This is a genomic window from Flavobacterium chungangensis, assembly GCF_042654045.1.
GTDB lineage: Bacteria > Bacteroidota > Bacteroidia > Flavobacteriales > Flavobacteriaceae > Flavobacterium > Flavobacterium chungangensis.
Window position 1 is genome coordinate 49400 of record NZ_JBHSFY010000007.1, and the last position, 15098, is coordinate 64497.

General features: G+C 33.6%; 11 protein-coding genes. 7 read left to right on the top strand and 4 right to left on the bottom strand.

The features are described 5' to 3' along the window. Positions 1-75: 75 nt before the first annotated feature. On the bottom strand, positions 76-693 hold the full coding sequence (locus tag ACFO3N_RS12680) for a thioredoxin family protein (protein ID WP_379798237.1): 618 nt from the start codon (positions 691-693) through the stop codon (positions 76-78). A gap of 194 nt (positions 694-887) precedes the next feature. Here ACFO3N_RS12680 and pyrH point away from each other — a divergent pair, with 194 nt between their 5' ends. From pyrH to ACFO3N_RS12695, 3 genes are all read left to right on the top strand, one after another. Beyond that, entirely contained in the window at positions 888-1595 is a 708-nt protein-coding gene (gene pyrH, locus ACFO3N_RS12685) for a UMP kinase (RefSeq protein ID WP_057122376.1), read from the top strand. Positions 1596-1669: 74 nt separating this feature from the next. Next, positions 1670-2233 carry a ribosome recycling factor gene (gene frr, locus ACFO3N_RS12690; protein ID WP_379798239.1) on the top strand — a complete coding sequence of 188 codons (564 nt, stop codon included), beginning with the start codon at positions 1670-1672 and terminating at the stop codon, positions 2231-2233. A gap of 120 nt (positions 2234-2353) precedes the next feature. Then, on the top strand, positions 2354-4849 hold the full coding sequence (locus tag ACFO3N_RS12695) for a DUF5686 family protein (protein ID WP_379798241.1): 2496 nt from the start codon (positions 2354-2356) through the stop codon (positions 4847-4849). Between the two features lie 344 nt (positions 4850-5193). On the opposite strand, the gene ACFO3N_RS12700 is transcribed toward ACFO3N_RS12695, so the two are convergent. From ACFO3N_RS12700 to ACFO3N_RS12710, 3 genes are all read right to left on the bottom strand, one after another. Then, the gene (locus ACFO3N_RS12700) at positions 5194-7464 is read right to left on the bottom strand and encodes a cation:proton antiporter (RefSeq protein ID WP_379798243.1); all 2271 of its coding nucleotides are present in this window, start codon (positions 7462-7464) and stop codon (positions 5194-5196) included. A gap of 217 nt (positions 7465-7681) precedes the next feature. Beyond that, positions 7682-8401: a LytR/AlgR family response regulator transcription factor gene (locus tag ACFO3N_RS12705; protein ID WP_379798245.1), complete on the bottom strand. Its 720-nt coding sequence runs from the start codon at positions 8399-8401 to the stop codon at positions 7682-7684. Beyond that, complete coding sequence (locus ACFO3N_RS12710) at positions 8364-9125, bottom strand: sensor histidine kinase (protein ID WP_250834974.1); 762 nt, start codon at positions 9123-9125, stop codon at positions 8364-8366. Before ACFO3N_RS12710 ends, ACFO3N_RS12705 begins: the two co-directional genes overlap by 38 nt. A 221-nt stretch (positions 9126-9346) precedes the next feature. Here ACFO3N_RS12710 and ACFO3N_RS12715 point away from each other — a divergent pair, with 221 nt between their 5' ends. The 4 genes from ACFO3N_RS12715 (at position 9347) to ACFO3N_RS12730 (ending at position 15070) form a co-directional block, all read left to right on the top strand. Next, positions 9347-11713 (top strand): efflux RND transporter permease subunit, encoded by a 2367-nt coding sequence (locus ACFO3N_RS12715; protein WP_379798247.1) that lies wholly within the window; start codon positions 9347-9349, stop codon positions 11711-11713. Positions 11714-11739: 26 nt separating this feature from the next. Then, entirely contained in the window at positions 11740-12723 is a 984-nt protein-coding gene (locus tag ACFO3N_RS12720) for a PDDEXK nuclease domain-containing protein (RefSeq protein ID WP_379798250.1), read from the top strand. Positions 12724-13032: 309 nt separating this feature from the next. Beyond that, complete coding sequence (gene asnS, locus ACFO3N_RS12725) at positions 13033-14478, top strand: asparagine--tRNA ligase (RefSeq protein ID WP_379798252.1); 1446 nt, start codon at positions 13033-13035, stop codon at positions 14476-14478. 196 nt (positions 14479-14674) lie between these two features. After that, on the top strand, positions 14675-15070 hold the full coding sequence (locus tag ACFO3N_RS12730) for a GxxExxY protein (protein ID WP_379798254.1): 396 nt from the start codon (positions 14675-14677) through the stop codon (positions 15068-15070). The last annotated feature ends 28 nt before the right edge of the window (positions 15071-15098 follow it).

Sequence of the window (15098 nt, forward strand, 5' to 3'; positions counted from 1 at the left end):
AAATCTATTGAAGTCAAAAAGACTTTAAGATAATTTTATTAACTAAATCATCTGCTTATCAACACATTAATCCGATTAAAGGCGATTGTATTTGATATTTTCCATGATTTCAACCAATTCTTCCTGAACCGAAATTCCTTTATCTGCTAAATACCATAACTGCAAATCGGTTTTAATTTTTTCATCAATAGCACCAACTTCTCTTTTATGTTTGGCCATTAATTCGGTTGCTCCTTTTGGTCTTGGCCCCCAATCTGCACGTACAATTCCGGCTTCTTTACAAATGACGATTACTTTAGGAATTGCTCTTCCGCCATTGGTCAGATAATGGCTCATCAAATCGTCATTTTCATCGCGAAATGCAATTCTCAAATCAATCTTTTTATGAGAAACCAAAGCCATTTTATTTAAAACTGGAAGAATCTGGGCTGCATCTCCGCACCAACCTTCAGAAAGAACAAGCCAAATATAATGATTGTCTAAATTTTGAAGCTTCTCTGCGATCGCTTCTGAAATAGTTATCGTTTTTTCTAGCCTATTCATTCTGGCTTCATTCAATTTGGAATAATTGGTAAGACTTTCAGATTGTTCATTTCCTGTAGATTTTCCTTCAGTCAATAAGTCGGTTACTATTTTTCTATATTCAGCATAAGAATGACTATTGAATAATGCTTTGGCTACGATGCTTTTCATATTTTTTTATTTTTTAGGATACAATAAAAATACGAAATTTAGGAAGATGTAGAAAATGACATTTGTCACATTTCAAATTAAGCAACTGTATGGCCTTTCTAAACCTAAAATTGTAACACCAATTAATTTTTTGCAAACATTATTTTTAAAAATCAGAATATGTCTATATTTGCACAAATTAACGCAACACACACATGAAATATAAAAGAATTCTTCTTAAACTTAGCGGCGAGGCCTTAATGGGTGATTTACAATACGGTATAGACCCGAAAAGATTAGCCGAATATGCAGATGAAATCAAGCAGATTCACGCAAAGGGAGTAGAAATTGCTATTGTTATTGGAGGAGGAAATATTTTTAGAGGCGTTGCCGGAGCAAGTGCCGGAATGGATAGAGTACAAGGCGATTACATGGGAATGCTTGCAACTGTTATTAACGGAATGGCTTTGCAAGGCGCTCTTGAAGATAAAGGAATGAAAACGCGTTTGCAGACTGCTTTAAAAATGGAATCTATTGCAGAACCATACATTAAAAGAAGAGCAGATCGCCACCTTGAAAAAGGAAGAATTGTAATTTTTGGTGCCGGAACTGGAAATCCTTATTTTACAACCGATACAGCTGCTGTTTTAAGAGGTATCGAAATCAATGCGGATGTTATCCTTAAAGGTACTCGTGTTGATGGTGTTTACGATTCTGATCCAGAAAAAAATGCTTCTGCAGTAAAATTTGATTTTATCTCATTTGATGACGTAATCAAAAAAGGATTAAATGTAATGGACACAACTGCATTTACATTAAGCCAAGAAAACAAATTACCAATCGTTGTTTTTGATATGAACAAAATCGGAAACCTATTGAAAATTTGCGAAGGCGAAAATATTGGAACTGTAGTAAATATATAGTCATCAGTAACAGTTTTACAGTCGCGCAAGACTTTAACTGAAAACTGAGAATGAAAACTGAAAACTAAAAAAAAATGACTGAAGAAATAGACTTTATTTTAGAAAGTACTGAGGAATCAATGAACGGTACTATTGCACACTTAGAGAAAGAATTTCTTAATATTCGTGCAGGGAAAGCTTCTCCAGCTATGCTTGGAGGTGTTTTTGTAGATTATTACGGATCTGCAACTCCGCTTTCTCAAGTATCTAAAATCAGTGTTCCAGATGCTAGAACAATTACATTACAGCCATTTGAAAAAAATATGCTGCAAGCAATTGAAAAAGCAATCTTGATCGCTAACATTGGTTTCAACCCAATGAATAATGGAGATATGATCATCATTAGCGTACCGCCATTAACAGAAGAGCGTCGTCGTGATTTAGCGAAACAAGCAAAATCTGAAGCGGAAGACGCTAAAATTGGTATTCGTAACTCTCGTAAAGATGCTAATACTGATATCAAAAAATTAGAAAAAGAAGGAACTTCCGAAGACATCTGTAAATCTGCAGAAGAAGAAGTACAGAACTTAACAAACGCTTACATCAAAAAAATTGATGAGTTATTGGTTGCAAAAGAAGCCGAAATCATGAAGGTGTAATCTTAAGATTGAGATAAAATAAAAAATCCGTTTGGTTTATTGTTCCAGACGGATTTTTTTATTGCTATTTTTGCATACGAAAATTGTTTTTTTTTCGTTTTTGAAACTATATCATTCTGTATGAAGCTATTTTGTTTTTTGACTTTGTTTTTTACGCTTACTCTTCAAGCGCAAATTCAAATAAACGGAATCGTAACCGATTCAAACAACAAACCTCTTCCGTTTGCCACCATTACCACCTCAGAAAACAATAACACCATTACAGATGTTGATGGAAAATTTATTTTCAAAATTAGCAGTTCGGCTACATCACTTTCGGTTTCTTATGTAGGTTTCCAAACTAAAACTATTGCGTTAATTAATAACAAAACCTTTTATTCGGTAGCGCTTTTACAGCAGACAGATGATCTAAAAGAAGTTATTGTTTCTAATGAAAACCCTGCGCTTACCATTATTAAAAAAGTAATTGCAAATAAAGCGACAAACGATCCGCAGAAAAAACTCAATAATTTTGAGTATAAAACCTATAACAAACTTATTGTTACTGCTAATCCCGATTCGATTGATGGACGTATCGATACTTCGGCGGCATATAAAGACTTAAGCAAAAAAGTTATCAATATCGATTCTTCCGATTATAAGTTTAAAGAAATTGTAAGCAAACAGCATTTGTTTCAGACCGAGAAAGTTTCTCAATATCAGTTTGGAGACCACAAACTAAAAGAAACCGTTTTGGGAACCAAAATTGCAGGTTTTAAACAGCCTATTTATGAAGTTCTGGCTTTCAACCTTCAATCTATTTCGATTTACGATTCTAAGTACGAATTATTCGAAACCAAATATGAAAATCCGATTTCGAAAAATGCACCTTCTAACTACAATTATAAACTCTTAGACACTGTTAGCATTAAAGGTCGTGATGCGTATATGATCTATTTTAAAAATAAATCAAAACATAGAACCTCTGGATTAGAAGGGGTTTTATATATCGATAAAGAAAATTACGCTGTCGCGAAAGCTGTAATGCGCATAAAGGGCGTTTTGGATATTAGTGGAATCCATGAATTTGAATATATTCCGAAAGAGAAAATATGGTTTCAAAGCTACACCACTTTTAAAATCGTAAAAGGTAAAAATGATGATGATATTCGAATTTTGGGCGGAACGATTCAATTTGACGGAGATGTTGAAGAGAATTTCGAACCCAGAAAAAAAGTGGCTTCAGATTTTACCTATCTCCTTTCTGAAAGTAATAGTTTTGATATTCGTGTAAACACTGACAGCCCAATAAAAAACCCTTCGCTTTATATCGAAATTAAAGACGATGCAGCCAAAAAACCGGAAAGTTTCTGGGAAGCCTACCGAAAGGAAAATTTGGATTTAAAAAGCCAAAAAACTTATTTGCTATTAGATAGTCTTTCGATTCGAAATCGAATCGAAAAACGCTTAGGAATTGGCCGAAAAATCATTAATGGCTTCTACCCGATTGGCCCTGTCGATTTAGATTTGAAAAAAATCATAAGTTATAACAATTACGAAGGTTTTCGTATTGGCGTAGGCGGAATTACTAACGATCGTTTATCTAAAAACTTCCGCTTAGAAGGCTACACCGCATACGGAACAAAAGATGGTGTTTTTAAATACAGTGTTGGAGGTGGCGTTTTATTAGACAAACACACCAATACTTGGTTTAATGGTTATTATACTGATGATGTGCGAGAAATTGCGAGTACTGTTTTTTCTGTGGATAAACGCGTTTTTAAAATTTACGATCCGCGTCCGATAAACATTAGTACATTCTATGAATATATAGGATGGCGCGCCAATGTTCAAACCAAATTTATTCCGAAAACCGAAGCTGTTTTGGAACTTTCGCGAAATTATATCGAGCCAAAATTTGATTATCTTTTTAATCTAAACGGAAATTTATATTCAAATTATATCATGACCACAGCAATGCTTTCGATTGTGTGGGCACCTTTCAGCAATTATATGCAGACTCCAACAGGAAGAACCGAAAGCGATAAAAAGTTTCCGAGATTTACTTTTCAATACACACAATCGTTACCGAATGTTTTTGAAAATGATTTTACTTTTAGCAAAATAGATTTTAAAGCCGAATACGAAAAACAGTATTTAAACCGCCAGAAGACAAGTTTGCTTTTACAGGCTGGTTATGCAATGGGAGATGTTCCTATTACACATTTATACAACACCTCTCCGAATAACTTAACGAAAGAAACTGTTATTCAGCGTATCACTTTTGCCGGAAGAAATGCTTTTGAAACCATGTATTTTAACGAATTCTTCTCGAGTCAATATTTGATGTTTCAAATTAAGCACGGTTTTGACCGAATTAGAATCATGAAAAAAGTTCGTCCATCGTTGGTTTTAGTTACCAGAATGGCCTGGGGAAGCATGGAGAATCCAGAACAGCATGTTGGTCCAGAATATAAAACTTTGGATAAAGGTTATTTTGAATCAGGAATCGAATTGAACAGAATTTTTAAAGGTTTTGGTTTAGGCGGATTCTATAGATATGGACCAAATCAGTTATTGAAGTTTGAGAACAATATCGCGGTTAAGATTTCTTATGTTCTTGATTTGGGACTTTAAAAAGTTAAATTCCAAATCTTTTTTAAATTCCAAATTCCAACTTACTTTCTTTGAACATAAAAACTTTGTCAAAGTTTCAAACTTTGACAAAGTTCTGCGTGCTCTAAAAAACAGAAAACTTCAGAAGTTTTGTCATTTCGACCGAAAGGAGAAATCACACTAGAAATTCCGCAAAGAAAATCGTCAATCTTTGTCGAGCTACTAATGTGATTTCTCCCTTCGGTCGAAATGACAAACACAATAAAAAAATCCCAAACTCCAATCAATAAAATTGGAATTTGGGATCTTGTTTTTTTTTTAAATTCCCAACTTTGGAATTTTAAAATTTTGGAATTTCAGTAAGTTTAAGGTTTCAAAATCAAAACCGATGGCGAATTATTTAGCCAGATACTTTGAGATTCTATTAGCTTTTTCCAGCTATCTAAACTGATAATCATTAGATTTTGGCTTTCTAAAAATTCTTTCTTCAGTGTTCTATCATTCATAATCATGATATGATTTGGCGCAATCTGTTCAATAGAACGAATTGTTTCCTGAATTTCTCTCGTATTTTTCACTTCTCCACCAGCATCTAAAACGGTAATCTGAGAACCGTTATTATTGATCAGTTTTTTAGCATAATCAATTAAAAAAGCATCTTCTTTACTAAAAACGGGCATAAAAATCTGGTTTACGTCTTCCAGATCCTTATCGATAAAAATACCTACTGGCATTTTCGCTTTAGTAATAATATGTCGCGTTCTCTCATCGAACGGATTGTTTTCAAACAAACCTTCTTTTCCTGTAAACTTATCGATCAAACGGTCTGGATTTACAATTCTTGTAGTAAATCCGAGAATTTTCCCCAATAAAGTTCCATCAAAAATGGACTGTCCTAAACCAACCAATAATAAATCATATTCTCCATGGTTTGCCGTATCAATAATATCCGAATCAATATCGCTCGAAACTTTAAACAAACTCTGCAGATTTTGATCTAACAATTGCGATTCTTCCACCACTGGCCCGATCATTTTACGTTCATGTTCTTTAACATCAAAAGAATGTATTTCTGTACTTAGAGAAATATGCATTGCTGTTACAACTGAATTATCCGTTTGCTTTTTAACAAGGCTGTTGGCAATTTTGAGTAATTTTTTCCCTTTTTCTGGAGTAGCAAAAGAAAGCAAAATCTTGTACTTACTTTTAGTACCAATTTCCTCTGGAACGGCTGTGATTTTATCTTTAAAAATGAATCCAATAAAATCTAAAGCCGGACCCGTCATAAAAGTCGTTACCAATGCCATAATTACCATCATAGTAAAGATTTCTGTTGATAATACCCCTAGATCGTAACCGATGTTTAGAACCACTAGTTCCATCAAACCTCTTGTGTTCATTAGGGCTCCAATGGCTAAACTGTCTTTCCAGTTCTGTCCCATAAATTTTGCTGCCAAAGCACTCCCGAAGAATTTACCAACGACAGCAACCAAAATGATCAAACCGGTAAGTTTCCATAATTCAGGATCATTCAACAATCCGATTTGTGTACGCAAACCTGTGAACACGAAAAACAATGGCAATAAAACAATGATAGCAACGTCTTCTACTTTTTCGATAAATATGTTTCTAAATTTATTGTTTTCTGGCATAATCGCTCCAGCCAAAAAAGCACCGAACAAAGCATGAATTCCAATTAACTCAGACGCATAAGCCGAAATTAAAAGTGTTATAAAGAAAATCGCAACAACTGGCTTATTCAAACTTTCTCTCGTTGCATTTAAATCTCCTACTCTTTTTAAGAACGGACGAACAATTTTTAGCATGATGATCACATACAAAATCGCCATTCCGATTACATATAATGAACTTGAAAGCGAGCCTGCTTTTACAATCGCAATAACAACTGCCAAAATACACCAAGCCGTAATATCGTCTGCAGCCGCGCAAGTAATAGCAATGGTTCCTAATCTTGTTTTCTGCATGCCACGTTCTTGAACTATTCTAGCCAAAACGGGAAAAGCGGTAATACTCATGGCGATTCCCATAAATAAACCAAAAGAAGAAAACTCAACTCCCAATGGAGCATACGTTTCATAAATAAAAAATGCCAATGATAAACCTAAAGCAAACGGAATTACAATACTGGCGTGACTGATTACAACTGCATCATGCGCTTTATTTTTTAGCACTTTCAAATCCAATTCCATTCCGATAACAAACATGAAAAGGATTAAACCGATTTGGCTTAAGAACTGTAAATTACCTAAAGATTCTTTTGGAAATAAAGCTGCCGAAAACTCTGGAAAATACATTCCGACCAAAGATGGCCCTAACACAATTCCGGCAATCATTTCTCCAATTACAGACGGCTGTCCTATTTTTCTAAAAAACCATCCAAACAAACGGGCAACTAAAATAATGGTTACGATCTGCGCTAATAAAATAGCCAAAGGATGCTGCAGATTTTCGACCATCGAATGAAGAAAGTCTTTCCAATGATTGCTTTCAACACTTTTCTTTACAATATTGCGCCCAACTTCCAATGAAGCGCCTTTTGAAATTACCCAATATATTAGCGCTGTAAAACCACCAATAACTGTTATGTAGAATAGAGAGTTCTTAACGTTATTCATAAACTCGTTCTTTAGATTTAATTAACGCAAATATCAGCACTGTGAATTTAGTGAAAAAGTAATTCACTTGTTAATTTCAATCACATGTAACAAGTCAGGAAAAAATTGTAATAAGTTTTAGAAATGATTGTCATCCTTATCAAAGTTGAAGACTTAACATACGGAATTGGGCTTGGACTTCGCTCAGCGTGACAAAAAATAGATTTATTAGAAATGGCTATAGTTTCACCTTTTTCAAAAAATCAGCTCGGTAGGTTTCGCTTAAAATTACCGTTGTGTTTTTACTGTTTTCATCAATATGATGCAGAACAATTTCGTTATGATTAAAGAACTTAATTGCTTTTACGGCCACTATTTCTTTTTTATTAACCCTACAGAAATCAGCATCTGGCAATTCGTTTAAAAGAGTATCAAATTTTACATTTTTTAAATTCAAAAAGCTTCCATCGGTAAGCAGAACCGTTTTGTCACGGCTATCGCTTGTGGCGGTTTTTATGTACTGAATTTTATTAAAATACAATAGCGTTTTCCCTTTGTCTGTATTGAGCTGAATAAATTTTTTATCTGAATTTGATTTTTCAAAACGCTCCAAAGCTTTTGCGACTGCTTTTTGCAAACGTTCCAATTTTACAGGCTTTGTAATATAATCTACGGCATCGATATTAAATGCCTCGGCTGCATACTCTTTATAAGCTGTACAAAAAACAACCAATTTATCTTGCAGTTTTTCAGCCAGATGCAAGCCATCAATTCCGGGCATTTCGATATCCGAAATGAGCAGGTCAAAATCTAAATTAGGTATATCAGACAAAAGTTTTTCAGGATTATTGAATGTCTTCACGATTTCCAATTCTGGAATTTGTTCGCAAAGCATTTTTAGGTAAGTCAATCCTGGAAGTTCATCGTCCAGAAGCAAGCATTTCAGTTTTGTATTCAAGTAAATCAATTTTTAGATGGGCAATATAAACATCGTTTTCTATAAACCTATCGAGTTTGAAATTATTCTTATAAATAATGCGAAGACGGTGTTCGAGCGTTGTGTGGCCAAAACCGCTTCGTTCTTTTTTCAGTACTTTTTTATCTGATATTTTATTCGAAACCGTCATAAAAAAAGCATTGTTTTTAAATTCAAAAACTACCGAAATAAAAGCATCTGCACTTTGGAGATCGGCATGTTTGAATGCATTTTCAATTAAATCAATGGAAATTAAAGGCGCTAGCAGAGGCTGTTCATATAATTTGTCTTCCTGATTGATATTGGTTTTAACCTTAAGTTCAAAAAGCGGACTAATTTTGATTTTGTTGATTTCGATTAAATTCAATGCAAAATCTATTTCTTCTTTGGCCGTTACAAATTTCTTTTTGCTTTCATATAAAATATAATCCAGAACGTTGGCCAATTTATCTAGAGCAAAATAGGTTTGATAAGCATGCGACTGAATCGAATTTAAGATATTCTTAAACAAATGCGGATTTAGTTTGGATTCTAAATTCTCCAACTGCAAATCGTTTACCTTAGATTCTAAAGCATAAAAACTTTTTTCAGCATCTTCTTTTGCTTTCTTCGTTTGCTTTAATTGATAAATCATAAAGCAAATAATAACAATTAAAAGCAAAAGAATGGTTAGAAAAATGAAAGTTGTAGTATTATTTTGTTGCATTGTTGCTGATCTATTTTTTAGTGCAAAATTACAATAACAGTATTTTTTACTGTAAAACGAATTGCAAATATGGCAAAAGCTAACGACTAATTGGCAAAAAGCAAGTAAATTATCCTGTTTTTAAAAATCTTGCGTTTTGTGTTAACATAAAGTAAAATAGAATCGAATATTTATGATTTCGAGCACTTTTCACTACATTTGCATCCATTTTTAAAGATTTTATGAAAAACGCTATCCAAGTTGGATTTTGGGAAAAGTTAGCCCGAATCATACTTAAAAACCGAATTACGATTCTGGTTATACTTTCTGCTTTAACTATTTTCTTTGGTTATCAGTGGAAGAATCTTTCTATGACTTATACCGAAGCTAACCTGCTTCCAAAAGATCATATTGCAAATAAAGATTATCAAAAATTCTTAGACAAATTTGGCGAAGAAGGAAACTTAATTGTTATTGGTTTCAAAGATCCTAAATTCTTTACACCAAAAAATTATGCGGCTTGGACCGAATTAATGAACGGTTTGAAAAAAGCCAAAGAAGTTGATTTGGTAATTTCTTTAAATGATCTAAAGAAACTTGAAAAAGATACCGTAAACCAAAAATTTGTTTTAGCACCGTTTATTGACGAAAGTAAAGTATTGGATGCTGCTTATTTAAAAAGCGTACAATACGATTTGTTTCACAATCTTCCTTTTTACGAAGGATTGCTGTTTAACAAAGAAAGCGGAAGCGTTCGTTCTGCCATTTACATGAATAAAGCGCTGGTAAATACAGCAGAAAGAAAGGTTTTTATCTTAAAAGATTTAGTTCCGAAAATCGATAAATTCGAAAAAGAAACGGGAATCGACCTTAAAGTTTCAGGAATGCCGTACATCCGTACAATCAATGCGGATAATATGAAAGGCGAAATCGGACTTTTCATTGGAGCGTCTTTATTGACCGTTTCTTTGATTTTCTTTTTCTTCTTCCGTTCGTTCAGAGCTACGTTTATTTCAATCTGTATTTTAATTGTCGGAGTAACTTGGTCGTTTGGAACGCTTGGTTTATTTGGTTATAAAATCACGATTTTAACAGCTATTATTCCGCCGCTAATTATCGTAATCGGAATTACAAACTGTATTTTCCTGATCAACAAATATCAGCAGGAAATCAAAATTCACAACAATCAGGCAAAAGCTTTACAGCGTGTTATTTCAAAAATTGGACATTCAACTTTTATGACCAACTTAACGGCTGCAATTGGTTTTGCAACCTTAATGATTACAGGAAACGAACTGCTTTTTGAGTTTGGATTGGTCACTTCAATCAACGTGATTTCTGTTTATACTTTGACACTTTTTATCGTACCAATTATTTACAGTTTTATGCCATTGCCAAAAGCAAAACACTTATATCATTTAGATAAAACTTATATTTCAACGCTTTTAAATACAGTTACAACTATCGTAAAAGGCAAAAAGACAATTGTTTATTGCATTTACGCTGTTCTGTTTCTTGTGAGTTTGAATGGAGTTAGACAAATGAAAGTTTCGGGAAGTTTGATTGGCGAAATGCCAAAAAGCGCTTCTTTCTTTAAAGATATTTTATTTTACGAAAAAGAATTTAATGGTGTAATGCCTCTGGAAATCATGATTGACACCAAAAAGAAAAAGGGTGTTATGAAACCGGCGACCATTCGTAAAATGGACGAATTGCAAAACACCATTTCTGAAATTCCTGAATTAGCAAAACCTGTTTCTGTTGTAAACTTGGTTAAATATGCAAAACAGGCTTTTTACAACGGAAACCCTGAATATTACCAATTGCCAACTTCTCAGGAACAGACTTTTATTTTAGGTTATGCCAAAAATGCAACCAAAAACAGTAAAGAAAACTTGATGAAAGCGTATGTTGATTCTACTGGACAATATGCCAGAATCACTACTTTCATGAAAGATATTGGAACAGATGAAATGGCAAAAGTAGAAGGAAAACTTCGCAAAAAAATTGATGAAATTTTCCCGAAAGACCGTTATGAAGTTACGATTACAGGAAAAGCATTGGTTTTCCAGAAAGGAACAACTTATTTGGCACATAACTTAATTGAGTCATTATTGTTTGCGATTTTAACTATTGCAATCTTGATGCTGTATTTATTCCGTTCGTTCAAAATGGTAGCAGCTTCTTTGATCACGAATATTTTACCGCTTTGCATCACTTCGGGATTAATGGGTTATTTCGGAATTCCGTTAAAACCTTCGACGATTTTGGTATTCAGTATCGCTTTCGGAATCTCGGTTGACAATGCTATTCAGTTTATGGCGAAATACAAAGATGAATTGACTCAAAACAAAGGAAAAGTAAAAAAATCTGTTTTCAGCGCCTTAAGAGAAACTGGAGTAAGTACATTCTACACTTCTATCGTTTTGATCCTAGGTTTTGCAACTTTTACATTATCAAGCTTCAGCGGAACAATTGCTTTAGGAGGATTAATTTCTTGTACTTTGGTTTTTGCGATGTTTGCTAACTTGGTTGTATTGCCTTCGTTGGTTTTGACTTTTGAGAAGAAGAAAACTAAGAAAGAGGAATTGGAGAATTTGGAGAAGTAAATATAATTCCCAACAAGTGATTGAGTATGGATAAGAGTTTTTCAGACATAACGAGTTTAATTAAACAGACTAGAATTAACACTTTAAAAATTGTTAATGCTGAGTTAATAAACTTATACTGGAATATTGGTCAATATATCTATGCCAAAACACAAGAAGCAAATTGGGGGCAGTCTGTTGTGAAACAATTAGCAATTCACATTCAAGATACTGAACCCGAATTAAAAGGATTTTCAGACAAAAATCTTTGGCGCATGAAGCAATTTTATGAAGCCTATAAAGATTTTCCAAAACTCTCACCATTGGTGAGAGAAATTAGCTGGACAAATAATTTATTGATATTTTCTCGAACTAAAACCATAGAAGAAAAAGAGTTTTACTTAAAAATAAGCAGACAGGAGTCTTATAGTAAGAGAGAGCTTGAACGCCAAATTTCTGCAAGTCTTTTTGAAAGGACAATGATCGGAAATTCAAAACTCTCAACAGTGTTGAGAGAAATTGATTCAGACATTACAAACTCATTTAAAGACAATTATATTTTTGAGTTTTTAAACCTTCCCGACTCTCATAACGAAAGTGATCTACAGAAAGGGCTTGTCAACCAGATGAAAAATTTTATTCTTGAATTAGGAAAAGATTTTTTATTTATAGACAAAGAATACAAATTACAAGTAGGGAACAGTGATTTCTATATTGATTTATTATTTTACCATCGAGGTCTGCAATGTTTGGTTGCCTTTGAATTAAAAACAGACAAATTTAAACCAGAACATTTAGGTCAATTAAATTTTTATTTAGAAGCTCTTGACCGCGATGTAAAAAAGCAAAATGAAAATCCAAGTATTGGTGTTTTGCTATGTAAAGATAAAGACAACGAAGTTGTAGAATATGCTTTGAGCAGAAGCTTATCGCCAACATTGGTTTCAGAATACAAAACACAGCTTCCTGACAAAAAACTTTTAGAGAAAAAATTGCACGAAATTTTTGAGAGCAAAAACAACCCTGAGTAGTTTTTTCGCCACGAATTACAACAACTGACATGAACTTAAAAAACTTAAATCTTTATCAAGCTCAAAACTTTGACAAATATTTAATATAAAGCATGTCATTTCCCCTTCATCGAAATGACAAAAACAAGAGAAATTGCTTCTTTTGAAACCGAGTACCCTAGCCCCGATCGAAGCGGCATCCTTTCTATTTTTCCTTTAAAAATAGAAAGATATAGCGAAGAGCGGGAAACAGCTTCAAAAATTAATTATTATCGATTATATTTGCAGTTGTTCAAAATGAATATTATTTAATATCAATTATATATAAAAATGAAACACACAAAAGTTAGAGACTTATTAAACAGTACGACGACGTTACAGGAAGTGAATGCAAAAGGATGGGTGAGAACTTTTAGAAATAATCAGTTCATCGCTTTAAATGACGGTTCTACCATTAATAATATTCAATGTGTTGTTGATTTTGAAAATACACCAGAAGAGACTTTAAAAAGAATCACAACTGGAGCTGCAGTTTCTGTAATTGGAACTTTGGTTGAAAGTAAAGGTGCGGGTCAGAAATATGAAATTCAGGTGAACAAACTTGAAATTCTTGGAGATTCTGATGCGGAGAAATTCCCAATGCAACCTAAAAAACACTCTTTAGAGTTTTTACGTGAAAATGCTCACTTGCGTGTACGTACAAATGCTTTTGGTGCGATTATGCGTGTGCGTTCGGTATTGTCTTATGCTGTTCACAGTTATTTCCAGCAAAAAGGTTTTGTTTATGTAAACACGCCAATTATCACTGGAGCTGATGCTGAAGGTGCTGGAGAAATGTTCCAAGTAACTTCATTGCCTTTGGATAATCTTCCAAAAAATGAAGAAGGAAACATTGATTTCAAAAAAGATTTCTTCGGAAAACATACCAACTTAACCGTTTCTGGACAATTAGAAGGAGAAACTTTTGCAATGGCTTTGGGTCAGATTTATACTTTTGGACCAACGTTTAGAGCGGAGAATTCAAACACTTCTCGTCACCTTGCTGAATTCTGGATGATCGAGCCAGAAGTTGCTTTCAACGACCTTGACGACAACATGGATTTGGCTGAAGATTTTATTCAGTACGTAATAAAATATGCTTTAGACAACTGTAAAGACGATTTGAAATTCTTGGAAGGAAGACTTCTAGAAGAAGAAAAATCAAAACCACAAGCTGAAAGAAGCGAAATGGCTTTGTTGGATAAACTGAACTTTGTTTTAGAAAACAACTTCAAACGTGTTTCTTACACTGAGGCAATTGACATTTTAAGAGATTCAACTCCAAATAAAAAGAAGAAATTCCAATATTTAATCAACGAATGGGGAGCAGATTTACAGTCAGAACACGAGCGTTTCTTGGTTGAAAAACACTTTAAATGTCCGGTAATTTTATACGATTACCCGGCAAACATTAAAGCGTTTTACATGCGTTTGAACGACAACACAGAACCAGGAAGAGAAACAGTTCGTGCAATGGACATCCTTTTCCCTGGAATTGGAGAAATCGTTGGTGGTTCTGAAAGAGAAGAGCGTTACGATGTTTTGGTTGAGAAAATGGAAAAACTTGGAATTGACAAAGAAGAATTATACTGGTATTTAGACACCAGAAGATTTGGATCAGCAACTCACGCAGGTTTCGGTTTAGGATTTGAGCGTCTGGTATTGTTTGTAACTGGAATGACAAACATTAGAGACGTAATTCCTTTCCCAAGAACTCCTGGAAGTGCGGAGTTTTAATACGTAAGGTTTTTTGCCACGAAGGCACAAAGACGCTAAGTTTATTTTTAAACTGATTGAAAGACTCTAAAAATTTTAAAATAATACCACGAAGACATAAATTCACAAGTATTATTTTATTGTTTATTGAAGATTTAAAAACTTTCAAAACAAAAACTTTGTGCCTTTGTGCCTTCGTGGCAAATCCCTAAAAAATATGCTCTCTGAAAGAACGGAAGAAATTGGAAAAATAATTGTAAACGCAGCATTTAAAGTTCACAAACAACTTGGACCTGGATTATTAGAAAGAGTTTATGAAGTTTGTTTGGCTCATGAAATCACTAAAGCTGGTCTTGATGTAAAACGCCAAGTTGATATTCCAATATTTTACGACGGAATAGAATTTAGCGAAGGATTAAGATTAGATTTACTGGTTGAAGATTCTATAATTATAGAAATAAAAGCAGTTGAACAAATAAATCCCGTTTGGGAAGCACAAATCATAAATCAATTAAAACTATTGAATAAAGATTTAGGCTTTTTAATTAATTTCAATGTTCCTTTAATAAAGAGCGGAATCAGAAGATTTATAAATACCAAAAGAGTATTTTAAGTTTTTGTAAATGTAAGAAAGCAAAAAA